At 62.7% G+C, this 23,363-nt stretch carries 21 protein-coding genes; 13 read left to right on the top strand and 8 right to left on the bottom strand.

Translation table 11 applies throughout. The features are described from left to right. Positions 1-236 precede the first annotated feature (236 nt). Positions 237-455, top strand: coding sequence for a translation initiation factor IF-1 (gene infA / locus FLM52_13560; protein NVN56801.1), 219 nt, complete (start codon positions 237-239; stop codon positions 453-455). 575 nt (positions 456-1,030) lie between these two features. On the opposite strand, the gene clpA is transcribed toward infA, so the two are convergent. The 3 genes from clpA to FLM52_13575 form a co-directional block, all read right to left on the bottom strand. Next, positions 1,031-3,295 carry an ATP-dependent Clp protease ATP-binding subunit ClpA gene (clpA, locus tag FLM52_13565; GenBank protein ID NVN56802.1) on the bottom strand — a complete coding sequence of 755 codons (2,265 nt, stop codon included), beginning with the start codon at positions 3,293-3,295 and terminating at the stop codon, positions 1,031-1,033. 33 nt (positions 3,296-3,328) lie between these two features. Beyond that, a complete protein-coding gene (gene clpS, locus FLM52_13570) occupies positions 3,329-3,730 on the bottom strand; it encodes an ATP-dependent Clp protease adapter ClpS (protein NVN56803.1) in 402 nt (133 codons plus the stop codon). A 486-nt stretch (positions 3,731-4,216) separates the two neighbouring features. Beyond that, entirely contained in the window at positions 4,217-5,479 is a 1,263-nt protein-coding gene (locus FLM52_13575; GenBank protein NVN56804.1) for an NADP-dependent isocitrate dehydrogenase, read from the bottom strand. Between the two features lie 100 nt (positions 5,480-5,579). Between FLM52_13575 and FLM52_13580 the strand changes: the two genes are divergently transcribed. From FLM52_13580 to FLM52_13630, 11 genes are all read left to right on the top strand, one after another. Continuing rightward, positions 5,580-6,341, top strand: a complete 762-nt coding sequence (locus FLM52_13580; GenBank protein NVN56805.1) for a pseudouridine synthase — start codon at positions 5,580-5,582, stop codon at positions 6,339-6,341. Then, positions 6,341-6,790: an NUDIX hydrolase gene (locus FLM52_13585; GenBank protein NVN56806.1), complete on the top strand. Its 450-nt coding sequence runs from the start codon at positions 6,341-6,343 to the stop codon at positions 6,788-6,790. Before FLM52_13580 ends, FLM52_13585 begins: the two co-directional genes overlap by 1 nt. Positions 6,791-6,931: 141 nt before the next feature. Beyond that, positions 6,932-8,113 (top strand): tRNA 2-thiouridine(34) synthase MnmA, encoded by a 1,182-nt coding sequence (mnmA, locus tag FLM52_13590; GenBank protein NVN56807.1) that lies wholly within the window; start codon positions 6,932-6,934, stop codon positions 8,111-8,113. Continuing rightward, positions 8,110-8,745: a high frequency lysogenization protein HflD gene (gene hflD / locus FLM52_13595; GenBank protein ID NVN56808.1), complete on the top strand. Its 636-nt coding sequence runs from the start codon at positions 8,110-8,112 to the stop codon at positions 8,743-8,745. Before mnmA ends, hflD begins: the two co-directional genes overlap by 4 nt. A gap of 143 nt (positions 8,746-8,888) precedes the next feature. After that, a complete protein-coding gene (gene purB, locus FLM52_13600) occupies positions 8,889-10,256 on the top strand; it encodes an adenylosuccinate lyase (GenBank protein NVN56809.1) in 1,368 nt (455 codons plus the stop codon). A gap of 270 nt (positions 10,257-10,526) precedes the next feature. Continuing rightward, a complete protein-coding gene (locus tag FLM52_13605; protein ID NVN56810.1) occupies positions 10,527-11,771 on the top strand; it encodes a cupin domain-containing protein in 1,245 nt (414 codons plus the stop codon). After that, entirely contained in the window at positions 11,768-12,199 is a 432-nt protein-coding gene (locus FLM52_13610; protein ID NVN56811.1) for a GNAT family N-acetyltransferase, read from the top strand. Before FLM52_13605 ends, FLM52_13610 begins: the two co-directional genes overlap by 4 nt. Before the next feature lie 337 nt (positions 12,200-12,536). Continuing rightward, a complete protein-coding gene (locus FLM52_13615) occupies positions 12,537-13,289 on the top strand; it encodes a hypothetical protein (GenBank protein ID NVN56812.1) in 753 nt (250 codons plus the stop codon). A 199-nt stretch (positions 13,290-13,488) separates the two neighbouring features. Further along, complete coding sequence (gene aceA / locus FLM52_13620) at positions 13,489-14,799, top strand: isocitrate lyase (protein ID NVN56813.1); 1,311 nt, start codon at positions 13,489-13,491, stop codon at positions 14,797-14,799. Positions 14,800-15,263: 464 nt separating this feature from the next. Next, positions 15,264-15,767 (top strand): glycine zipper 2TM domain-containing protein, encoded by a 504-nt coding sequence (locus FLM52_13625; protein ID NVN56814.1) that lies wholly within the window; start codon positions 15,264-15,266, stop codon positions 15,765-15,767. A 475-nt stretch (positions 15,768-16,242) separates the two neighbouring features. Further along, positions 16,243-17,220: a lipid A deacylase LpxR family protein gene (locus FLM52_13630; protein NVN56815.1), complete on the top strand. Its 978-nt coding sequence runs from the start codon at positions 16,243-16,245 to the stop codon at positions 17,218-17,220. Between the two features lie 157 nt (positions 17,221-17,377). Here the strand turns inward: FLM52_13630 and FLM52_13635 are convergent, their stop codons facing one another. Next, entirely contained in the window at positions 17,378-17,662 is a 285-nt protein-coding gene (locus FLM52_13635; protein NVN56816.1) for a hypothetical protein, read from the bottom strand. Positions 17,663-18,160: 498 nt separating this feature from the next. Here FLM52_13635 and FLM52_13640 point away from each other — a divergent pair, with 498 nt between their 5' ends. Continuing rightward, positions 18,161-18,643, top strand: a complete 483-nt coding sequence (locus FLM52_13640) for a peptidylprolyl isomerase (GenBank protein NVN56817.1) — start codon at positions 18,161-18,163, stop codon at positions 18,641-18,643. Between the two features lie 202 nt (positions 18,644-18,845). Here FLM52_13640 and FLM52_13645 read toward each other — a convergent pair whose 3' ends face one another. The 4 genes from FLM52_13645 to FLM52_13660 all read right to left on the bottom strand — a co-directional run bounded on the left by FLM52_13645 (position 18,846) and on the right by FLM52_13660 (position 23,356). Beyond that, a complete protein-coding gene (locus tag FLM52_13645) occupies positions 18,846-19,544 on the bottom strand; it encodes a DUF3047 domain-containing protein (GenBank protein ID NVN56818.1) in 699 nt (232 codons plus the stop codon). An 82-nt stretch (positions 19,545-19,626) separates the two neighbouring features. Beyond that, positions 19,627-20,274: a CDP-alcohol phosphatidyltransferase family protein gene (locus tag FLM52_13650; protein NVN56819.1), complete on the bottom strand. Its 648-nt coding sequence runs from the start codon at positions 20,272-20,274 to the stop codon at positions 19,627-19,629. 59 nt (positions 20,275-20,333) lie between these two features. After that, positions 20,334-22,097, bottom strand: coding sequence for an ABC transporter permease (locus FLM52_13655; GenBank protein ID NVN56820.1), 1,764 nt, complete (start codon positions 22,095-22,097; stop codon positions 20,334-20,336). Next, on the bottom strand, positions 22,073-23,356 hold the full coding sequence (locus FLM52_13660) for an ABC transporter substrate-binding protein (GenBank protein ID NVN56821.1): 1,284 nt from the start codon (positions 23,354-23,356) through the stop codon (positions 22,073-22,075). Before FLM52_13660 ends, FLM52_13655 begins: the two co-directional genes overlap by 25 nt. Positions 23,357-23,363 lie beyond the last annotated feature (7 nt).

A 23,363-nucleotide genomic window follows, 5' to 3' on the forward strand; every position in this document is an offset into this window, starting at 1 on the left:
GCCGACTGCCGACCAACCGCCTCCCGGAAGTTGCCCCGGCGCAAGAAGCCGATTTTTATCTTCCTCCTGAACTGCCCACAGGCGCTCAAGGAGCGTACAATCGCGCTTCGGCTTTGCCTTGCCGCCGCCCTTACGGCACAATATCGCGTATCGAAGTCCCGAATCGGGCACTTTTTGTGCTGAGGCGGCTCGGAACTACCAGCAGTATTCCCTGTAATAAGTGAGGATCAGCCTATATGGCGCGTGAAGATCATATTGAAATGGAAGGCGTCATCGTCGACACCCTTCCGAACACCACTTTCCGTGTTGAACTGGAAAACGGCCACATCGTGACCGCACACATCTCCGGCAAGATGCGCAAGAACTACATCCGCATCCTGACTGGCGACAAGGTCAAGGTTGAGCTGACTCCGTACGACCTGTCCAAGGGCCGTATCGTCTACCGTTCGCGCTAAGCACGGTCAGACTGCCCTGCCGGTTGCCATGCCATCGATCACTCTGCACGTCCTGGACCTGCATGCGATCATCATGACACCGGCTGGCTGAACCGGTCGTTCCCGGCATCTCAGGCACCAGCGTCACCTCCGCCTGAACCCTCCGCCCGGACCCGGAACGCATCGAGGTTGCAAGACTTGCCCTTCACGGCGAGACACCCGCCACCTCGATGGCGTATGCCTGAGTATTCCGATGATGCCGCCTTGTCCCATGAATGTGTCTTGAGCCCGAACGCCAATCTGGTCTTCGCTCCCATTACATGATGACAGGCGGCTCATCCCCGCTGGGCATTTTCTCCTCAATACGCATTCGCTTCCCCCGATACGCATTCGCCTCCTCGCAGTACTCATCCAACTCCCCGCCCTCCCCTTGAGGATCGCGAGCCCCTTGGCGTGCGCGCGTGTCCAGGTTGAGCAATCGACTCCATGTTAGCTACATGCGGACAGCCTGCTGACTGGCGACCATAAAAAACGGCCAGTGCTTGAGCACTGACCGTTCATGTCGCCCCCCTCAAGGCAGGAGGCTTAGCGTCAGATCACGCCATTTCCGCTTCCGTTTCCAGGTGCAGCTCGCCGTTGTCGACTGTGACATGCACGATGCCGCCCGACTCGGAAAGGTCGCCGAACAGGATCATTTCTGCCAGCGGCTTCTTGAGCTTCTCCTGAATCACGCGTGCCATCGGGCGAGCCCCCATTGCCGGGTCATACCCGAGGGTCGCCAGCAAGTCGCGCGCCTCATCAGCGACATCCAGCTGCACGCGTTTCTCATCCAGCTGCGCCTGCAGTTCGACCAGGAACTTGTCGACCACATTGCGCACCACGGCGAGATCCAGCGCGCCGAACTGGATGATGCCATCCAGACGGTTGCGGAATTCCGGCGAGAACGTCTTGCGGATGACTTCCATGGCGTCGGTGGAGTGATCCTGGTGCTTGAAGCCGATGGAGCGACGCGCCACCTGCTCGGCACCCGCGTTGGAGGTCATCACCAGGATGACGTTGCGGAAGTCCGCTTCGCGACCGTTGTTGTCGGTCAGGCGGCCGTGGTCCATTACCTGTAGCAGCAGATTGAAGACTTCCGGGTGCGCCTTCTCGATCTCATCCAGCAACAGCACGCAGTGCGGCTGCTTGGTGATGGCTTCGGTCAACAGACCGCCCTGGTCATAACCGACGTACCCCGGCGGTGCCCCGATGAGGCGCGAGACGGTGTGACGCTCCATGTACTCGGACATGTCGAAGCGCACCAGTTCGATACCCATCAGCGCCGCCAGCTGACGAGCGACCTCGGTCTTGCCGACGCCTGTCGGGCCAGCGAACAGGAAGCTGCCCACCGGCTTGTCCGGCGCCTTGAGGCCTGCACGCGACAGCTTGATCGCCGCGGACAGTCCGGTAATGGCGTCGTCCTGCCCGAACACCAGCATCTTGAGATCGCGCTCGAGATTGGACAGCAGCTTCTTGTCGGAGCTGGAGACCGTCTTCGGCGGAATGCGAGCGATGGAGGCGACGATCGCCTCGACCTGCTCGGTATCGATGGTGTCGACACGGATGCTCTCCGGCAGCAGCCGCTGGTGGGCACCGGCCTCGTCGATCACGTCGATGGCCTTGTCCGGCAGCTGACGCTCGTTGATGTAGCGATCGGCCAGACGCACTGCCGTTTCCAGCGAGGCATCGGTGTACTTGATGGCATGGTGCTCCTCGAAGCGACCACGCAACCCCTTGAGGATACGGATGGTGTCATCCACCGACGGCTCCATCACATCAACCTTCTGGAAACGACGCGCCAGGGCGCGGTCCTTCTCGAAGATGCCGCGGAATTCCTGGAAGGTAGTGGAGCCGATGCAACGCAGTTCGCCGGAAGACAGCAGCGGCTTGAGCAGGTTGGAGGCATCCATCACGCCACCGGACGCAGCACCCGCACCGATGACAGTGTGGATCTCGTCGATGAACAGGATCGAGTTCGGTTCCTTGCGCAGCTCCGCCAGCAGTGACTTGAGACGCTTCTCGAAGTCGCCGCGGTACTTGGTGCCGGCCAGCAGCGCGCCGAGATCCAGCGAGTAGACCACGGCTTCCTTGATGACGTCCGGCACGTCCTCCTCGACGATGCGCTTGGCGAGACCTTCCGCGATGGCAGTCTTGCCGACGCCCGCCTCACCGACCAGCAGCGGGTTGTTCTTGCGGCGACGCACCAGAATCTGCACCACACGCTCAAGCTCCTCGTCGCGACCGATCAGCGGGTCGATCTTGCCCAGACGCGCCTGCTCGTTGAGGTTGGTGGCGTAGTTGGTCAGCGGGTTGTTGCCGCCTTCGCTGCTCGCCTCTTCGCTCTCTTCGTTCTCGACCGACGCCTGGGGCGCCTGGGTGTGACCCGCGACCTTGGAGATGCCATGCGCGATGTAATTGACCGCATCCACACGCGCGACATTCTGCTGCTTGAGGAAGTAGACGGCCTGGCTTTCCTGCTCGGAGAAGATGGCCACCAGCACGTTGGCGCCGGTAACTTCACTCTTGCCGGAAGATTGCACGTGGAAGACGGCACGCTGCAGAACGCGCTGGAAGCCCAGCGTCGGCTGCGTCTCGCGGTCTTCCTGCTCTTCCGGAATCAGCGGGGTGGTGGAGTTGATGAAGTCCTGAAGGTCGACTCGCAGCTTGTCCAGATTGGCACCACAGGCGCGCAGGACATCGGCAGCGGAGGCATTGTCCAGCAGTGCCAGCAGGAGGTGTTCCACGGTCATGAATTCGTGGCGTTTGGAACGTGCCACGGTGAAGGCCGTGTTCAGGGTCAGTTCAAGTTCTTTGCTCAACATGGCAAGTCCCCTCTAGGCCGCGTCTTGGACGGATCACTCCGCCCGGTCGATGTCGCACAGCAGCGGATGCTGGCACTCTCGAGCATATTGATTGACTTGGTGGCATTTCGTTTCCGCGATGTCGCGACTGAAGATGCCACAGGTTCCTTTTCCCTGATGATGGACAGCGAGCATGATCTGTACTGCCTGCTCCTGATCCTTGTTGAAAAAGGTGGTCAGCACCTCCACGACGAAGTCCATCGGCGTGAAGTCATCATTGTGCAGAACGACCTTGTACATGGGCGGTGGAGCCAGTTCAGGCTCAGCGGTCTCGAATGCCAGATCACCTTCGTGGTCTTCCTGGTATCCGGGGTCCTGAGCCGACGGGGCCTGATTGCTGATCGACAGTGTCTCCAGAAAGGGAGGACTGCCGCGCGATGTCTCTGTCTTGAACATAAGGGGCTGATCCGGTGAACACAAGCCGTGACGAAGCAGATTGCCTCAACGCGCCGCGAAGAAGGTCAAGCGCTGCCACGTCGTCTCAATGTGGGTGTGATAAGGAAAAGATGGGGGCTTGTCGATCTGGTTGCAAGCTTTGGTCGCGTCCGCCCAGGCGTACACGTTCATGCCTGCATCGCGACGGTCTGACATGAATGCGGGCATTTGCATGCATTTTCGCTCACATACGCGACAGACACTTCTCGACAGGCGTCGCCACCTGACGACCCATTCAAGCGCCTCGCCGCTCAATGAAACCCGGAATGCGACCGCGCAGAACGCTCCACGCAGAATGCCCAGGAGTAGCAATCGTTGGCAGCCGTCTGGGCGCGCAACCGAGAAGCTTCCATCTCAAACGCAAGAAGGCCCCCGGACATGTCCGGGGGCCTTCTGCTGAAACCTGTCACGCAACCTGATGCCTGGGCATCAGATCAACGCAGGATCTCAGGCATCCATGTTGTCAGCGACAGCCTGACCGAACTCGGAGCACTTCAGCAGCTTGGCATCGTCCATCAGGCGATGGAAGTCATAGGTGACTTCGCCCTTGGCGATGGCCTTCTCGACGCCTTTCAGCACGAGGTCAGCCGCTTCGACCCACCCCATGTGACGCAGCATCATCTCGGCAGAGAGGATGACGGAGCCCGGGTTGACCTTGTCCTGCCCCGCGTACTTCGGTGCAGTACCGTGAGTCGCTTCGAACATGGCGACGGTGTCGGACAGGTTGGCACCCGGCGCGATACCGATACCACCCACTTCCGCCGCCAGGGCGTCGGACAGGTAGTCACCGTTCAGGTTCAGGGTGGCGATGACGTCATATTCCGCCGGACGCAGCAGAATCTGCTGGAGCATGGCGTCAGCGATGACGTCCTTGACCACGATGTCCTTGCCGTTGTTCGGGTTCTTGAAGGTCATCCACGGGCCGCCATCCAGCAGCTCGCCGCCGAACTCGTCCTTGACGATTTCGTAGCCCCAGTCCTTGAAGGCACCTTCGGTGAACTTCATGATGTTGCCCTTGTGCACCAGGGTCAGCGACTCACGGTCGTTGTCGATGGTGTACTGGACAGCCTGACGGACCAGACGCTTGGTCCCTTCTTCGGAGACCGGCTTGACGCCGATACCGCAGTTCTCCGGGAAGCGGATGTTGGTGACACCCATCTCTTCGCGCAGGAACTTGATGACCTTGTCGGCTTCCGGGGTTCCCGCTTTCCATTCGACACCGGCATAGATGTCTTCGGAGTTTTCACGGAAGATGACCATGTCGACGTCAGCCGGCTTCTTGACCGGGCTCGGCACACCAGTGAACCAGCGCACCGGGCGCAGGCAGGTGTACAGATCCAGCTTCTGACGCAGAGCGACGTTCAGAGAGCGAATACCACCGCCCACCGGAGTGGTCAGCGGGCCCTTGATGGAAACGATGTAATCCTTGACAGCCTCGAGAGTCTCTTCCGGCAGCCAGGTGTCAGCATCATAAACGTGAGTGGCTTTTTCACCGGCGTAGACTTCCATCCAGTGAATCTTGCGCTCGCCGCCATAGGCCTTGTCGACAGCAGCGTCGATGGCAATCTTCATGGCCGGAGTCACGTCCACACCGATACCATCGCCTTCGATGAACGGGATGATCGGATTATTCGGAACGTTGAGGGTATTGTCGGAATTTGCGGTGATCTTGGCACCGCCTTCCGGGACGACAATCTTCTGGAACCCCATTGATAACTCCCCTGTCATGGATTCAGTGGAGGCGCGAGTATAGCACCCGTGCCGCTTCTCACAGTAGGCTTATACGGCAGCCGCGACAAAAGTCTAAACCATGTCTCTCATATATCTGCTTCACAAGCCTTACCGCGTCCTGACCCAGTTTACCGACCGCGATCAGGGCCGCCAGACACTCGCTGACTTCATCGACGTGCCGGATGTCTATGCCGCCGGGCGCCTCGACTATGACTCCGAGGGACTGCTGCTGCTCACCAGTAATGGCGCGCTCTCCCACCAGATCGCGCACCCGAAGAAGAAGCAGCCCAAGACCTACTGGGTGCAAGTGGAAGGTGCCCCTGACGAGCAGGCCATCGCCGCGCTGCGTGCCGGTGTCGAGCTCAAGGATGGCATGACCCGGCCGGCGAAGGTCAGGCTGATTGACCCGCCGGCGTTGCCGGACAGGCAACCCCCTGTGCGCTTCCGTGCCAGCATTCCGACCCACTGGCTGGAGATCATCATCAGTGAAGGTCGCAATCGCCAGGTGCGCCGCATGACCGCCCACGTCGGCCTGCCGACCCTGCGCTTGATCCGCGCGGCCATCGGGCCGTGGAAGCTCGACGGCCTTGCCCCCGGTGAATGGCGCAGCGAGGAAGTCGAGATGCCAGCGCCACCTCGTCGCGAGTCCCGCTCGCCACGCCACAAGGGCGCGACGGGCGAGCGCCGCACCGGCAACGCTGGCCCCCGGGGCAGTGGCAGTAGAAGCAGTAAAGCCAGGAATGGCAAGGGTTTCAGCAAGGGCTCAGGTCAAGGTTCAGGCAAGACACCCGGCGCCGCCTCCCGTCGCCCCTCATCCCCCAAGAAAGGAAGGAAATCCTGATGGCTGCTCGCTGGACCCCGAATGTCACCGTCGCCTGTGTCGTCGAACGCGCCGGGCGCTACCTGATCGTCGAGGAAGACAAGGGCGGGCCCTGCACGGTGTTCAACCAACCGGCCGGCCATCTCGAACCCCATGAGCGCATCATCGACGGCGTACAACGCGAAGTTCGCGAGGAAACCGCCTGGCGCATCCTGCTCACCGGCTATCTCGGCCTCTATGTGCACGTGGCCGAGGACGGCACCCACTTCCACTCCCACAGCTTCGAGGCCGCCGCCCTTGAGCACCTGTGCACGCCGCTGGACCCTGACATCGTCAGAACGCACTGGCTGTCGCTTGAGGAGATCGAGCAGCTCGAGGACATGGGCCGCCTGCGCAGCCCCCTGGTGACCCGTCGTATCCGCGATAGCCAGCGTGGCAAGCGTTTCCCGCTGGATGTGCTACACGATTGAGCGATCGCCCGGGCGCAGGCGGGGTGAATCCCTGCCCCGCATTCAGGTATAATCCCGGCCATTCGAGCGGCGCCAGAATGACGGGTCTGCCGCCTCCCCTGTTTGTGACAACCCGCGGCCATGCGGGTGACGAGAGAACTGATGACCGCTGAAACCGGTACCGGAACCAAGGTCATCGTCGGCATGTCCGGCGGTGTCGACTCCTCCGTCTCTGCCCTGTTGTTGATGGAGCAGGGCTACCACGTCGAAGGCCTGTTCATGAAGAACTGGGACGAAGACGACGGTAGCGAATACTGTACCGCCCTCGAAGACCTGGCCGATGCCCAGGCCGTGTGCGACAAGCTCGGCATCAAGCTGCACACCGCCAACTTCGCCGCGGAGTACTGGGACAACGTCTTCGAGCACTTCCTGGCCGAGTACAAGGCCGGTCGCACGCCGAATCCCGACATCCTGTGCAACCGCGAGATCAAGTTCAAGGTCTTCCTCGAGTATGCCGAGATGCTGGGCGCCGAGCTGATCGCCACCGGTCACTACGTGCGTGGCGGCGTGCGCGAGGGTCTCCCGCGCCTTCTCAAGGGCCTGGACACCAACAAGGACCAGAGCTACTTCCTGCATGCCGTGCCGCAGGCAGCCATCGCGCGCACTCTGTTCCCGGTCGGCGAGCTCGAGAAGCACGAAGTGCGCGCCATCGCCGAGAAGCATGAGCTGATCACCGCGCGCAAGAAGGATTCCACCGGCATCTGCTTCATCGGCGAGCGGCGTTTCGCCGACTTCCTCAAGCAGTACCTGCCCGCTCAGCCCGGCAAGATCGAGACCCCCGATGGCGATGTCATCGGCGAGCACATGGGCCTGATGTACTACACCCTCGGCCAGCGCCAGGGGCTGGGAATCGGTGGCCTCAAGCGCTATCCGGACGCGCCCTGGTTCGTGTGTGCCAAGGATCTGGAGCGCAACGTGCTGATCGCCGTGCAGGGCAAGCACCACGACCTGCTCTACACTCAGGCGTTGAGCACCGAATCCGTGGACTGGGTCGCGGGCGAGCCGCCGCAGACCGACGCCAATGGCGAGCTGCGCATTCGCTGCAAGAACCGCTATCGCCAGGAAGACCAGGCCGCGACCTTGATCGTCAATGACGGCCAGCGTGTCGAGGTGCGTTTCGATGAACCGCAACGCGCCGTCACGCCCGGCCAGTCTGCCGTCTTCTATCTCGGCGACATCTGTCTGGGCGGCGGCGTGATCGATGCCACCTGGAAACTTCCGGCGGCGGACGCCAGCGCTTCCACCGCCCCGCTCTCTGGCCCCGAGGAGTCCGCCGCGCAATGACCAGCGTGCCGATCCGTCCCGTCACTGATACCACTACCCGCCAGGCACTCTCGCTGGCGGGCGTCTTCCAGGCAGCCGCGCTGGTCGATGAGCTGGCCCGCCACGGCCAGTGCGATGAGCGCGCCTGGGAAACCCTGGTCAATGCCACGCTGGATACCAATCCGAAAAGCTTCGAAGCCATCTACGGAGGGCACCATAACCGCCTGCGGCTCGGCATCGACACCGTCAGTGCGGTGATGGAACGTCGCCAGGTCTCGCCCGTGGTGATGCGTTACGGCTTCTCGCTGGTGATGCTGATGAGCAAGCTCAAGAAGGACCCGGACATGCTGGACAAGCTGGGCGCGGGCCTGACCCGCATCCAGGGCCAGGCCGAGCACTTCGGGCCGACCCACGAGAACGTGATCGCAAGCCTGGGCGAGCTTTACCAGCAGACCCTCTCCACCTTCCGCTACCGGATCGTGGTGCAGGGCGACCCCGGCCTGCTGCAGCAACGCATGATGCCGGAACGCATCCGCTGCGCCCTGCTGGCAGGCGTGCGCTTCGCCCTGCTGTGGGACCAGCAGGGTGGCCGTCGCTGGAAGCTGGTCTTCCAGCGCAGCGCGCTCAAGAAGTCATTGCAGCAGCTGGACTGAGCCCGCCTCCGCGCTCGAGCGTCACCTGCACCACCTGATTCACACCCGAATTCGCTTCAACAACGCTGGAGCCCGTGAACCGGGCTCCGAGACACTTGAACCGGCAGCGCGTCATGTCCTGCCACCATCGGAAGATTCTCATCATGCAGCTGTCCGCCCTCACCGCCCTGTCTCCCGTCGATGGCCGCTATGGCGCCAAGACCGAGGCCCTGCGCGAGCACTTCAGTGAATTCGGCCTGATCCGTGCCCGCGTCATCGTCGAGGTGCGCTGGTTGCAACGCCTGGCCGCCCACGCCGAGATCGCTGAAGTGCCGGCCTTCTCCGCGGATGCCAACGCCGTGCTGGATGGCATCGTCAGTGAGTTCAGTGTCGAGGATGCCCAGCGCATCAAGGACATCGAACGCACCACCAACCACGACGTGAAGGCGGTCGAGTACTTCCTGAAGGAAAAGGTCGAGAGCAACGCCGAACTCAACGCCGTCACCGAGTTCATCCACTTCGCCTGCACCAGTGAAGACATCAACAACCTGTCTCACGCCCTGATGCTGCGTGGCGGCCTGGACAAGGTGCTGCTGCCGCAGATGCGTGAAGTGACCGAAGCGATCGTCGCGCTGGCCCACCAGCACGCCGAACAGCCGATGCTGTCGCGCACCCACGGCCAGACGGCCAGCCCGACCACCCTCGGCAAGGAAATGGCCAACGTCGCCGCGCGCCTGCGTCGTCAGCTGGCGCAGATCGAACGCATCGAGATGCTCGGCAAGATCAACGGTGCCGTGGGCAACTACAATGCCCACCTGACCACCTATCCAGCCATCGACTGGGCGGCCAACGCCGAAACCTTCGTCGAGAGCCTCGGACTGACCTTCAACCCGTACACCACCCAGATCGAGCCGCACGACTACATCGCCGAACTGTTCGATGCCATCTGCCGCTTCAACACCATCCTGATCGACTTCGATCGTGACATCTGGGGCTACATCTCGCTGGGTTACTTCAAGCAGCGTACCGTGGCCGGCGAGATCGGCTCTTCCACCATGCCGCACAAGGTCAACCCGATCGACTTCGAGAACTCCGAAGGCAATCTGGGCATCGCCAACGCCGTGCTGGGCCATCTGGCACAGAAGCTGCCGATCTCCCGCTGGCAGCGTGATCTGACCGACTCTACCGTGCTGCGCAACCTGGGCACCGGCCTGGCGCAGGGTCTGATCGCCTACCAGGCAACCCTGAAAGGCATCAGCAAGCTGGAAGCTAACCCGGAGCGCCTGGACGCCGACCTGGACAACAGCTGGGAAGTGCTGGCCGAGCCGATCCAGACCGTCATGCGTCGTTACGGCATCGAGAAGCCCTACGAGAAGCTCAAGGAGCTGACCCGTGGCAAGCGTATCGACCAGGCCGGTTTCGCCGCCTTCATCGAGACGCTGGAACTGCCGGAAGACGTCAAGACCGAGCTGAAGGCACTGAGCCCGGCCAGCTATATCGGCAACGCCATTGCACAGGCCAAGGCGCTCTAAGCGGCGCAGGTCACTGCAAGTCTTTGGACGCCGGGGCCTCTGCTCCGGCGTCATGCATTGCGCATTAGACGCATGCAACACGCAGCACGCTGAATGACACCCTGGATTCACGACCACTGACGTTCTTCGTCAGTGGGCACGACATGCCACGCTCTCAAGGCTCGGCATGGAACGCATCGCCGTCTGCCATCCGGCAAAACGGCTTCAACGACGTCATCGCGAGACCGCCGCCCCCCTGACAGGCTGCCGTTCGCGTTCGAGAGGTTCTGCATGAGCACATCCCCTGCCCCCCGCGACACCGACACGCCTCTGGCGCTGTTGGGCGGCCTGAGCATCCGCGAATTCCTGCGCGATTACTGGCAGCAGAAGCCGCTGCTGATCCGCGGGGCCTTCGCAGACTTCGAGACGCCGCTGGAAGCCGATGAACTGGCCGGTCTGGCCTGTGAAGATGGCATCGAAGCACGTCTGGTCGAGGAAAACGGCCCGGACAAGGCCTGGCAGGTCAGCCACGGCCCCTTCGATGAGGCGACCTTCGCGCGTCTCGACGCCAAGGACGACAGCCAGTGGAGCCTGCTGGTGCAGGCGGTGGATCACTACGTCCCCGACGTCGCCGCGCTGTTCGAGCCCTTCACCTTCCTGCCGCGCTGGCGCCTCGATGACATCATGATCAGCTACGCGCCGACCGGCGGCAGCGTCGGCCCGCACCTGGACAACTACGATGTCTTCCTGCTGCAGGCCCAGGGCCAGCGTCATTGGCAACTGGGCGGCATGCACGGTGACGACGCCGAGATCATCGATGGCATCGACCTGCGCATCCTCAAGCACTTCGAGGTCACGCCGGGCGAGGACTGGGTGCTGGAACCCGGCGACATGCTCTACGTGCCGCCGCGCCTGGCGCACCATGGTGTCAGCCAGTCCGATGACTGCATGACCATCTCCGTCGGCTTCCGTGCGCCTTCCGCCGATGAAGTCGTCACCTCCTACGCCGACTATCTGGGTGCCAGCCTGCCGGAATCGCTGCGCTACCGTGACCAGGGCATGGCACCGGTCGCCAATGCCGGCGAGCTGGACGACGCCTCGCTCGAGCGCGTGCGTGAATTGCTGCTCAGCACGCTGGACAACCCGACCCAGCTGGCGCAGTGGTTCGGTCGCTACATGACCCAGCCCAAGTATCTGGAGCAGCTCGCCGCCCGCGAACCGGCCCTCAAGACCCATGAGCTGGTCGAGTATCTGGAAGATGAAGGCGTACTGGTGCGCTCCCTGGGCTCACGCTTCGCCTTCCGTCACGGCGAGAATGGCACCAGCACGCTGTTCGTCGATGGCGATGGCATTCTGGCCCCTCAGCCGCTGGCGGCAGCACTGGCCTCCGATCAGCGCCTCACGGCGGTGTTGCTTGACTACACCACGGCAGACCTTGATCGCAGTGCCGTGGCCAGCCTGCTGACGGCGCTGATCAACCGCGGCAGCCTGATACTGGAATGTGACCTTCAGGACGAAGAGGACGATGAAGAATGAGTGACGCCATGATCAGCCTGGAACGGGGCGACTGGCAGACGTTGGGCAACGAGGCCAGCGAGATCCGCCGCGTCGTGTTCATCGAGGAACAGCAGGTACCGCAGGATGAGGAGTGGGACGGGCGCGACGACGTCTGCGAACACTTCCTCGTGCATCTGGATGGCCGCACCGTCGGCACGGCCCGTCTGTTGCCGGACGGCCATGTCGGCCGCGTCGCCATCCTCTCCGAAGCGCGCGGGCTGGGGCTTGGCCAACGCCTGATGGAAGCGGTCATCCATGCTGCGCGCCAGGCTGGTCATGCTGAAGTGCTACTGGATGCTCAGACCCATGCGCTGGAATTCTATCAACGCCTCGGCTTCACGGCTTACGACGACGAGTTTCTCGATGCCGGCATACCGCACCGCAGCATGCGCTTGATTCTGAACTGAATTTTAGCGTCTTCCTTACAAAACCGGCCCCATTTGGGGCCGGTTTTTTTGTGTCTTGAAGCTTCTTGTAGTCTGGCTACAACCCGATCCTTGACCAAGTCATCATTCCACAAGGCCCATGGATACTGACATCATGACGTCATTGATAAATATTAAAACGTCTGTTTGCCAGCAGGAATTACGCAACGTTGAATCTGGTGTAAAACGATCGTTTTAATACGACCAAGGAATGAAAGACAGCACTCAATTTCAGAGCGATGCTAGAGATCAGGTCATTTACGCTGCACTGCGACATGACACGCTGCCCGATCCGGCACCGCCTTCAGGAGATTCGCCCATGCTCACCTCAGACTCACGAACGCAGACCACCCTGATGGGCGGTAGAGGTGACCAGGTACTCGGGCAGCCTGAGGATGCCGCTCTGGCCGAGCAATGGCACAACGCCGAGATCCGCACACGGATTCTCAAGCTGGCGCGTCCCCTCAAGGACCTGCTGCCACCGCAGACAGCGGAGACGGTGGCGGCACAGGCGCAGACGATCTGTCATCTGAGTCGCGACCAGCGCTGGCAACTTCCTGGCGAGCAGTGGCAACTGCGCTCACAGGGCAGTGGCTGGCAGCTTGAGCGCAACGGGCAGCCGGCAACCGCTGGCGAGACGCAGGACGCGCCTGACCAGCTGGCGCTTGCCGGCCTCACCGATGACGTGACGGGGATGCAGCTGGGCAACCGCCCGCTCCCCCGGGCCCTCTGGACCCTGGCCGCCGCGCGGCATCGCGGCGAACGTCATTCGGTGCTGGCCATTGCCCAGATCAGCAGCGTGCGCGAAGCGCTGTGCTGGGGAGAGCTGATCTCACGGCTGCGTGCGCCGGACGGCAGGCCGCCACGCATCGCCCTCACCCTCAGCCACTGCACGTTACCCACGTTGGAAGCCAGCCTGTACTTCCTGATGCCCTGGTTGGACAGCATCACGCTGACAACGGCCCCCGGCCTGGAAACTGCCTGCCTTGGCGTGATCAAGGCTCGCTTCAGACTTGCTGAGCCAGCGGAGCTCGACAACGCCACCGACGACGCCTTCTGTCGCACGGCGTGACTCCACTGGTGACGCCTGAAAGATCAATAACAACAACAAACTGTCATGCAGCAACCTCAAGACGCAGAGCACCGACACTCCCATTTCTCGCGTCGCTCTCGCGTCGAACGCCAGACGAAAGACAAGCGAACAGACACAAGACACGGACAACACGCCAGGGGGCTGAGCCCCGACGACGAAGCCATCAGGAGATGCCACCATGAGTCACACACGTGCCGATCAGATTGCCGCGCTCGAGAAGGACTGGGCCGAGAATCCGCGCTGGAAAGGGATCACTCGCCCCTATTCCGCCGAAGATGTGGTGCGCCTGCGCGGTTCCGTCCAGGAAGCCAACACCTTGGCGACCCGCGGTGCCGAGAAGCTCTGGAAACTGGTCAATGGTGATGCCAAGAAGGGCTATGTCAACTGTCTGGGCGCCCTGACCGGCGGCCAGGCCATGCAACAGGTGAAGGCCGGCATCGAGGCCATCTACCTGTCCGGCTGGCAGGTCGCCGCCGACAACAACACCAGTGAGGCCATGTACCCGGATCAGTCGCTCTATCCGGTGGATTCCGTGCCGACCGTGGTCAAGCGCATCAACAACACCTTCCGCCGCGCCGACCAGATCCAGTGGCAGAAAGGGGCCAATCCGGGCGATGCCGGCTTCGTCGATTACTTCGCGCCTATCGTGGCGGATGCCGAGGCCGGTTTCGGTGGCGTGCTCAACGGCTACGAGCTGATGACCGCCATGATCCGTGCCGGTGCTTCCGGTGTGCACTTCGAGGACCAGCTGGCCTCGGTCAAGAAGTGTGGCCACATGGGCGGCAAGGTACTGGTCCCGACCCAGGAAGCGGTGCAGAAGCTGGTGGCCGCTCGCCTGGCCGCCGACGTGGCAGGTGTGCCGACCCTGGTCATCGCACGTACCGATGCCAATGCCGCTGACCTGATCACCTCGGATGTCGACGACTACGACAAGCCGTTCCTGACCGGTGAGCGCTCCGACGAAGGCTTCTATCGCGTCAAGGCAGGTCTGGATCAAGCCATTGCGCGCGGTCTGGCCTACGCGCCCTACTCCGACCTGATCTGGTGCGAAACCGCCAAGCCGGACCTCGAGGAGGCGCGCCGCTTCGCCGAAGCGATCAAGAAGGAATACCCGGACCAGCTGCTGGCCTACAACTGCTCGCCTTCCTTCAACTGGAAGAAGAACCTCGACGACGCCACCATCGCCAAGTTCCAGCAGGAACTGTCGGACATGGGCTACAAGTACCAGTTCATCACCTTGGCCGGTATCCACAACATGTGGTTCAACATGTTCGATCTTGCCTACGACTATGCGCAGGGCGAAGGCATGAAGCACTACGTCGAGAAGGTGCAGGAAGCCGAATTCGCCGCAGCCGAGAAGGGCTACACCTTCGTGGCGCACCAGCAGGAAGTCGGCACCGGTTACTTCGATGACATGACCAACGTCATTCAGGGCGGCAACTCTTCCGTCACCGCACTGAAGGGCTCCACGGAAGAAGACCAGTTCTAGACCGCTGACATCGCGGCATGGCACCTCGCAATGGCAGGATTGCGCGAGGTGCCGCCCGCAGACTGACCGAAGCCCGCTCACGCGGGCTTTTTCGTGCTTTACGCCTTGAATGCCCGCCGCGAATGCCAACCAACGTCGACGGATGCCCTGCCACTGACATTCACGCGGCATGGCTCAAGAAGAGGCAGCACTCATGCACCGGTACTCACGTGGTCGGTACCCACGTGGTAGCACTCACGCGACAGGGAAGTGCAGAAGTTGCGTCACCTCAGCGTTTCAGGTCGGGAACCCGTCATGGTCGACGTGGTCTATAATGTTAAGAAACAGTGTTCTCGCACGCCCCTCGTGACAAGAACCTGCTGGCGGCCCAAGGAAGTGATCGCCTACCTGAGCCTTGCTCTCTCAGCACTCAGCATTCTCCATCACAACCTCAAGCTGCACCGCATCATGCGAGGAGATACACCATGACACTCTCACTGACTCACAAACGATCGACTGGCACACGCCGCTGGCTGCCCGTGATCGCGCTCGGCGTGCTGACGCTTGGCGGCTGCGCGAACAGCGACATCTATTCCGGCAACGTCTACACCGGCGATCAGGCCAAGCGCGCACAGTCCGTCAGCTACGGCACCATTACCTCGCTGCGCCCGGTGCAGATCCAGGCACAGGATGAAGGCAGCGGCGTGCTCGGTGGCTTGGGTGGTGCGGTCGTCGGCGGCCTGCTCGGCAGCCAGATCGGCGGCGGCTCCGGCCGTGCCATCGCCACCGCCGCGGGTGCCATCGGCGGCAGCGTGGCTGGCAAGTCGATCGCTGACAATGTCGATCAGATCGACGCCTACGAGATTGAAGTCCGTCGCGATGCCGGCGACAGCCTCATCGTCGTCCAGAAAGCCGACACCGCCTTCTCGGTTGGCCAACGTGTCCGCCTGGTCGGCTATGGCGCCAACCTGAGCGTCGCGCCTTACTGAGTCTCTCGACGGCTGGCGCTCCCTTGCAGGGGCGCCAGCCGCTTGGTTTCTGTGCCCTTCTGCGGTGCCTGTCACAGGCCCTGCCCAGGAAGCGTCGCCTCGCTTTCTCCTGCCTCCCCCCTCCGCTTCATCCCCCTCCTTCAAACTCACACAGCCCTGGATCGCCTCAATGGGTGGTCTGCAGATTGCCTATTGGTTAACAAGCTATGAAATCGGGATTTTGTTTGCAAAGTTATACATCTGCAGCCAAAATTGACCCTGTGTACAACTTTCAGTCCCAGGAGTTGCGATGCGTCCCGTCACTGCCCGTCCGCCAGGTTCTCGCCCAGGCACCCGCAAGCTGTCTTGTGGCACGTCATCTTCAAGAAACGCTCCCCGCGCTTACCCCAGTCCAGTCAATGACAGTCCCGGCGGTACCGCCGCCTTGAGCCACGCCCCGCAGATAGCGCCGGCCTTCTCGACCCGGCGCCTGGGCATGGCATTGATCATGCTGGGTGCGGTGGCATTGGCCCCCATGGTGGAGGCAGCCGAGGACGAGGGTGGCGTGCTGTCATTGAAGGTCGAGAACGACATTCTCACCTCTGGCGATGATGGCCATTACACCAACGGCTTTGCGTTGAGCTACACCTTCGAGACACCAGAGCAGCACTGGTCACGCTCATTCGCGGACTGGGTGCCCGGCTTCAGCGCGGCGCGACTGGACGCCACGGCCTACCGCTTCGGACAGCAGATCTATACCCCCAATGACATCAAGCGGGAGCAACCGGATCAGGATGACCGCCCCTACGCGGGCTACCTGTTCGGTGGCGTCTCGCTGTTCGCCGGTGAACAGGGAGATGACTGGCGACGGGTGGATACCTTCAATCTGGATCTCGGCATCGTCGGCCCGGCCTCGGGCGCCAAGGATGCTCAGAAGGCGGTACACAAGCTGACCGGCAGTGATGAGCCGGAAGGTTGGGACCACCAGCTGCACAACGAGCCGGTGATCAATATCGGCTGGCAGACGCAGCTATGGCTACCGGCCAGGGCCGCGGGGCTTGAGGTGGAGTACGGCCCCTCGGCTTCCGTGGCGCTGGGCAATCTCTACACCTATGCGGGCGTCGGTGGCGGGGTACGCATCGGCCAGGGGCTGACCCGCAGCTACGGGATACCGACCGTGGCGCCGGCCCAGGGCGGCCGACAGTACTTCCATCCCGACGGTGACTTCGCCTGGTACCTGTTCGCCAATATCGAGGGCCGCGCGATGGCCTACAATATGCTGTTGGATGGCAATGGCTTCGAAGACAGCGCCTCGGTGGACCGTCGCCCACTGGTCGGCGACCTGCAGCTGGGCTTCGCTCTCAGCTGGCAACGCTGGCAGCTGGCGTTCGTCAACGTGTGGCGCACTCACGAATTCGAGACGCAGCAGGAAAGCGATCAATTCGGCTCGCTGACGCTCTCGACCTGGCTGTGAGTCAGCGCTGAGCCGCGGCGGCACTGACAATACGCGATGGATGAGCAGAGCCTGATGAGAAGTGTCTGATGAGCAGAAACAGAAAGGCCGGGCAGATAGCCCGGCCTTTCTGTCTGCGGGAAACGTCATGCTTCCCGGAAGGTTGCTGCTGGTTGAATCAGTGCATCTTGACCTTGCTCATGCCCCAGCAGATCAGCTTGCCGCCGATCAGAACGATCAGCGCCAGCACGATCAATGCCATCAGCATGGAAACGGGATTGACGATGAAGGTCGCACCCAGGATACCCAGGGCCACGCCCCAGACGTAGCGGTCACCGCTATCGATGCTCAGAGCCTCCGGCAGGACACGTTTGACGGTGGCACCCAGCGAGCCTTCCCAGCGGTTCAAGCACAGCATGAAGATCGCAGCGAAGCTCACCAGCCAGATCAATGTCACGGTCATCGAAATTCTCTCCTGAAAAATAGGGTCGCATGGCGCCTGACCTGAGTTGTCATTTCCCGTCAGGCGACGGGACAGAGTGTGCAGAGCGAGGCCCCCTCGGGCCGCGCGTCAGAATCCGCAATATCCGAGTAGGCAGAGTAACCAGACCCTGTGGCCCTCGCAAGCCATCGCCACAACCTTGCATGGCCGCCAGCAGCAAGGCCGCTGTGCGCTGACAGGGCAACCCCGCCAGACACCTGATGATCCAACCGTTTTGCTCCTTTGTTCACCGATAGCGTCGGGGGTGAGAAAAAAACCTGCCTCAGGGTTGAAATGCACGCCTGCGAGCGTCACCTATACTTTCAAGACAAGGTAACGTGCGCTGGATTGCTCTCCGGCAGTGTCATCGGCGGGCCAGGAGCCACGTGATACGCGGCTTTTTTCCAGTTTCCCCCCCTGACAGTCACCTCAGGGGCACGTTACCATTGACGTTCATATACCTATCGAAAGGCTCTCATCATGCAAATCGCCCAGAATGCCGTCGTATCCTTCCACTACACCCTGACCAACAACGAAGGGGAAGTGCTGGATAGCTCCGAAGGCCGCGAGCCGCTGGCCTACATCCACGGCGCTGGCAACATCGTCCCGGGCCTCGAGAAGGAACTCGATGGCAAGACTTCCGGCGACGAGCTGAAAGTTGCCGTCTCTCCGGAAGAAGGTTACGGCGAAGTCCAGGAAGCCCTGGTCCAGGAAGTGCCGCGTGAAGCCTTCCAAGGTGTCGAAGACATCGAAGCTGGCATGCAGTTCCAGGCGCAGACCCAAGGCGGCCCGCTGATGGTCACCGTCACCAAGGTCGAAGGCGACACTGTCACTGTCGATGGCAACCACCCGCTGGCCGGCGAAACCCTGAATTTTGACGTGCAAATCACCAACGTGCGTGAAGCTTCTGCCGAAGAGCTGGAACACGGCCACGTTCACGGCGAAGGCGGCGTGGAGCACTAAGCTCCGCCTCTTCCCTCATCCAAGGCATCGCCCCGGATGAGCGCCTCCCACTCGGTGGGAGGCCGGAACCAAAAGCCCCGCGACTGAGTCATCAGTCGCGGGGCTTTTTCGTGTCTGGCTTCGTGTCGGCCTGGCTGGCTTGGCGCGCTTGTCAGACTGGCTCAGCCCTCTCTTCACAGCCCTGATCACTCATGATTCCGGATCAAACACCGCAGCTGGGCGGCGTGGCATCGCTGGAAAGGCTCAGACCACGAAACAGCGCCGTGGCATCCCCGCCGGCATTGTCACCGTCAGCCATCAGCGCCAGTCCGGCAATCTCGCTCGGCTTGCTGTCAAACAGTGACGCGTAATCAGCACGCAGATCACGCACCTCCGCCACCCACTGCCCCACCTTCTCGTCGCCGGATTCAACGGCCAGCAGCACGGCACGATCCGTGAAGGCATTGTCCCAATGACTGCCTTTAGCTTCATTGCTGGACCAGACGTAATTGATGGCCTCGACCTGCCACGGCAGGATGCCGGTCTTGTTGACCACATAGAGGCGTGCCGGATAGTCATCGCCGCCCTTGGTCTTCTCGTTCAGGCCCGGATAGATGCCATCCACCTGCCAGCACCATTTCAGGTAGGGCGTCTCTTCAAGCGAGATATCCTGCTCCAGATAGCGTGCGGACGCCTGACCCCGGGCGCGAGCCTCGAGCGCAGGGCTGCCGTCGCGCTCCACCACGCGATAGGCCGTCTGGCCTTCAAAGGTCTTCTCACCCCAGGCAAGAATCTGCGCAGGCGAGAAACTCCTGTCAGCCGCGTGGGCCACAGAGGGCAGTAGCGCCGTCAGTAGACCGCTGGAGGCGACTGCCGCGAACAGGGGCAGGAATGACGGCAACTGACGGGAAGCAATCTTCATTGGCAGAACTCCGATGTGCCTGAGCAAGGCAAGTGAGGAAGGTGAAACGCCATGTCACCGGAACGGCCAGGTTCGCAGCGCATCAATCTGGGGCGATGCCGTGATGCTCGTTCTGGTCCTGCGCTCGCAAGGTGACATACCCTCCCCATACGCGCGTCAGCGTGGTCAGGATGCATGCCGCGGCGAAGATCCACGCCAACCATGCGAAATGCTGTGGCATCAAGCAAGCCAACACGAAGAAGGCAATGGTCTCGGTGCCTTCGGTCAGGCCATCCAGATAATAGAAGGCCTTGCGCGTGAAATTGGGTCGCTCCAGCTGATGCTTGGCCGCCATGATGGCGAAGGCCAGAAAGCTCGAGCCCGTGCCGACGAAGGCGAACAGCAGTGCCACTGCCGCCATCGCATTGGCGGCAGGGTCCGCGAGTGCGAACCCCACCACCACAGCGGCGTAGAACAGGAAATCGAGACAGATATCCAGAAAGCCACCGGCATCGGAGCTCAGGCCGGCGTGCCGCGCCAGCGCGCCATCCAGCCCGTCCACCACCCGATTGATCAGGATCGCGGCCAGCGCGAGCCCGAAGTGCCCATAAGCCAGCAACGGCAACGCCAATATCCCTACGACAAAGCCGCCCAGTGTCAACTGATCAGGATGCAGACCGCGCGCCGCCGCACTTTTCGCAAGACGTTTCAGAGGCGGCTGTACCCAGCGTGAGGTCCACTTGTCCAGCATGTTGCATCTACTCCCATGAAGTCGTTGAGGTCATCGTCATTCCAGCGCCTGACAGGCGCTCAGCCGCGCGTCGGCGAGACCGAGCGCCCGGCAGGGACCGCACGCGCCAGCAGGTAGACCAGCAGCGGCAGAAAGGCCTGCAGGCAGGCAGCCACTGCCGTCAGTCGTGGGTCGGCCCCCGTCGCCAGCGCCAGGGTTTCGGTGGTCAGGGTCGGGACACGCCCGCCGCCCAGCACCACCGTCGGCACGTACTGCGCGATACTGACCGCGAAGGCCACTGCCCAGCTGATGGCCAGCGGCCTGAGCATCAGGCGCAGGCGGATACCGATCAGCACCTCGAGCCGTGAACGCCCCAGCAGGCGTGCCGCCTGCTCGAGTCGGGTATCGAAGCGTGCCCAGGGGCCGGCCAGCGTCAGCCAGGCATAAGGCAAGGCGAACAGCAGATGACCGATGACCACTCCCGTCCAACCGGGGCTGGCCCCCAGGCTCAACCAGCCGACCTGAAAACCGAACAGGAAGCTGGCCTGCGGCAGCAGCAATGGCAGATAGAGGCAGACCACAAAGCCGCGCAGGCGGCCACTTTCTCGCTCACGCTCGAACACCGCCACACTGAGGATGACGGCCAGCGTCGCCACCAGCAGCGCCAGCCACAGGCTGTTGCTGAAGGCATCCCCCAGGCCTGCGAGGGCCTGGTGCCAGCTCTCCCAGCCCCAGCGAGACGGCAACAGCGCAGGGAAGAACCAGCTTCTGGCCACCGATTGCACACCGATCACCACGAAGGCGAGCAGTGAGATCAGCGTGACCACGCCCAGCACTCCACGCGCGACACGCCCGAACATGACTTCACTCGCCAGCGCCAGGCGGCTTGCGCGCGCCGGGTGATGGCTCAATACCCAGTCGCGGTGCCAGGTGAGCAGAGCGCGCCCCAGCGCCGCGCCCAGCGCCATCATCCCGATCACCAGCAAGGCCAGTATCAGGGCGCCGACACTCGCCGGCAGGCGCGCCGTCGGGTCACTGTCACGCCACAGTTCGACCAGGCGCACCGCCAGCGTCGGCGTACGCGTCGGCCCCAGCACCTGTGCCACATCCACCACCGCCAGCGAATAGGCCAGCACCGCGCCGATGGGCAAGGCGATCGCGCGCATCACCTGGGGCATCAGAATGCGCCAGCGCAGCTGAGGAATGCTGTAGCCGAGCGCCTGTCCTGCCTGCAGTTGCGCCGTGACCGGCAGGCGTGACAGCGCCGTCTGCGCCATCAGCATCAAGAATGGCGCCTCCTTGAGCGCCAGACCGACCGCCAGCGAGATGCCATGGGCATCCGGCAGCGGATACTGCGGTGGTACCAGTACCTCGAAAGGTGCCAGCAGCAGGCGCATCAGCACGCCGCTGGGCGCCGCCAGCCACAGCAGCCCCAGTGCCAGCGCCAGATGCGGCATCGCCAGTATCGGGGCCAGCAAGCGCTCCATGCGCTCACCGAAGCGAGTCCCGGCGGCGGCCGAGACCCACCCCATGGTCAAAAGCACCGCCAGCAGCGTACCGCCGAGGCCACTGACCAGCGTCAGACGAAAGCCCTCCGCCAGTCCGGGCAAGGCCCACCAGCGTTGCCAGGCAACCGCCGAGACTTCCTCGAAGCCCAGCGTCGGCCACAGCCCGAAGGCCGGTGCGACCAGTCCGGCCAGCCCCAGCGCCGTCGGGCCGAGCAGCAACAGCAGGACGCCCCAGCGCAGCACACGGGCGGGCGTCAGCGGCGCATGACCAGTGGCGGGCGCGACACGCCAGCGATCAGCGACCCATTGCGTCAGTTGCGATAGCGTCGCGCCCACTCGGCCTCCAGCGCGTCGGTCCAGCTCGGATGTGGCTCACTGAGCGGTGTGCCCAACGCCTCGGGCGACATGCTGCCCGGCAAGCTCGGCAAGGCCTCGAAGGCGGCGCGTTCTTGTGGCGGCAGGCGGGCGACATCCAGCACCGTATCATCGCCCCAGCGCGAGGGGTCGGCCTTGGCGGCCTGGGCCTCGGCGGACATCAACTGATTGATCCACACCAGTGCAGCGGCCTTGTGCGGTGCACTGGCCGGAATCGCAAGATAGTGCACATTGCCGAGGGTGCCACCGTCATGGATATACGGCTCGATGGTCGGTGGCAGCCGCCCTTCCTGACGGGCATTGGCCACTTCCTGAGGCACGAAGGTCAGCGCTATCCACACGCTGCGCTGAGCGAGCAGTTTCATCTGCTCTTCGGCGCCGGCCGGCTGACGCTCGCCCTGCGCCCACATCAGCGGATGCAGCGCATCGAGATAGTCCCACAGCGGTGCGGTCACCTCAGCGAACTGAGCATCACTCGCCACGGGAGATGCCAGCACCTCGCGCTGCTCGACGGGCAACAGCTCCAGCAACGCCTGCTTGAGGAAGGTGGTACCGTGGAAGCTGGGCGGCTGTGGATAGGTCACCCGCCCGGGATGCTCTCTGGCCACCTCCAGCAGGGCCTGCATCGAGCGCGGCGGCGATTCCAGCAGCGCGGTGTCGTACATGAAGATCAGCTGCGCACGCCCCCAGGGCGCCTCCAGACCGTCAGTGGCGAGTCCGAAATCGCGCGCGCCGATCTCCTCGAGCAGATAGTCACTGTTGGGCAGGCGCTCGACGAAGGGCCCCCACAACAGCTCGGCCTGCTTGAGCGCACGGAAGTTCTCGCCGTTGATCCAGATCACATCGATGCTGCCATCGCTGCGTCCGGCCGCCTTCTCGGCCAGCAGGGTCGAGACGCTCTCGGCGGTATCGGCGATCTTGACGTGGCGCACCTCGACCCCGTGCTCACGCGCCGCAATCTCGGCCTGGGCTCGCAGGTAGGCGTTGGTCGCCTCGCTCCCTCCCCAGGCGTGGAAATCGATCCGCTGACCTCTTGCCTGCTCGGAGATGGTCTGCCACTCGAGCGTGGCCAGCTCAGGTACCGGGCGTCCTGCTTTCGCATCGGCCGCATAGGTGAGCGCCATGCTCCACGGCGAGGCACTCACGCCCGCCATCAACAGCACGGACCCACCCATCAACGCCAGTGCACGGCGACGGCTCGGCTTGTGATTCGTCTCCATGAGGAGA

The organism is bacterium Scap17, from assembly GCA_013376735.1.
Lineage (GTDB): Bacteria > Pseudomonadota > Gammaproteobacteria > Pseudomonadales > Halomonadaceae > Cobetia.

Bases quoted from the DNA above. Each gene is read 5' to 3' on its own strand.
- infA (NVN56801.1), top strand. From the start codon at position 237: ATGGCGCGTGAAGATCATATTGAAATGGAAGGCGTCATCGTCGACACC.
- clpA (NVN56802.1), bottom strand. From the start codon at position 3,295: ATGTTGAGCAAAGAACTTGAACTGACCCTGAACACGGCCTTCACCGTG.
- clpS (NVN56803.1), bottom strand. From the start codon at position 3,730: ATGTTCAAGACAGAGACATCGCGCGGCAGTCCTCCCTTTCTGGAGACA.
- FLM52_13575 (NVN56804.1), bottom strand. From the start codon at position 5,479: ATGGGGTTCCAGAAGATTGTCGTCCCGGAAGGCGGTGCCAAGATCACC.
- FLM52_13580 (NVN56805.1), top strand. From the start codon at position 5,580: ATGTCTCTCATATATCTGCTTCACAAGCCTTACCGCGTCCTGACCCAG.
- FLM52_13585 (NVN56806.1), top strand. From the start codon at position 6,341: ATGGCTGCTCGCTGGACCCCGAATGTCACCGTCGCCTGTGTCGTCGAA.
- mnmA (NVN56807.1), top strand. From the start codon at position 6,932: ATGACCGCTGAAACCGGTACCGGAACCAAGGTCATCGTCGGCATGTCC.
- hflD (NVN56808.1), top strand. From the start codon at position 8,110: ATGACCAGCGTGCCGATCCGTCCCGTCACTGATACCACTACCCGCCAG.
- purB (NVN56809.1), top strand. From the start codon at position 8,889: ATGCAGCTGTCCGCCCTCACCGCCCTGTCTCCCGTCGATGGCCGCTAT.
- FLM52_13605 (NVN56810.1), top strand. From the start codon at position 10,527: ATGAGCACATCCCCTGCCCCCCGCGACACCGACACGCCTCTGGCGCTG.
- FLM52_13610 (NVN56811.1), top strand. From the start codon at position 11,768: ATGAGTGACGCCATGATCAGCCTGGAACGGGGCGACTGGCAGACGTTG.
- FLM52_13615 (NVN56812.1), top strand. From the start codon at position 12,537: ATGCTCACCTCAGACTCACGAACGCAGACCACCCTGATGGGCGGTAGA.
- aceA (NVN56813.1), top strand. From the start codon at position 13,489: ATGAGTCACACACGTGCCGATCAGATTGCCGCGCTCGAGAAGGACTGG.
- FLM52_13625 (NVN56814.1), top strand. From the start codon at position 15,264: ATGACACTCTCACTGACTCACAAACGATCGACTGGCACACGCCGCTGG.
- FLM52_13630 (NVN56815.1), top strand. From the start codon at position 16,243: ATGGCATTGATCATGCTGGGTGCGGTGGCATTGGCCCCCATGGTGGAG.
- FLM52_13635 (NVN56816.1), bottom strand. From the start codon at position 17,662: ATGACCGTGACATTGATCTGGCTGGTGAGCTTCGCTGCGATCTTCATG.
- FLM52_13640 (NVN56817.1), top strand. From the start codon at position 18,161: ATGCAAATCGCCCAGAATGCCGTCGTATCCTTCCACTACACCCTGACC.
- FLM52_13645 (NVN56818.1), bottom strand. From the start codon at position 19,544: ATGAAGATTGCTTCCCGTCAGTTGCCGTCATTCCTGCCCCTGTTCGCG.
- FLM52_13650 (NVN56819.1), bottom strand. From the start codon at position 20,274: ATGCTGGACAAGTGGACCTCACGCTGGGTACAGCCGCCTCTGAAACGT.
- FLM52_13660 (NVN56821.1), bottom strand. From the start codon at position 23,356: ATGGAGACGAATCACAAGCCGAGCCGTCGCCGTGCACTGGCGTTGATG.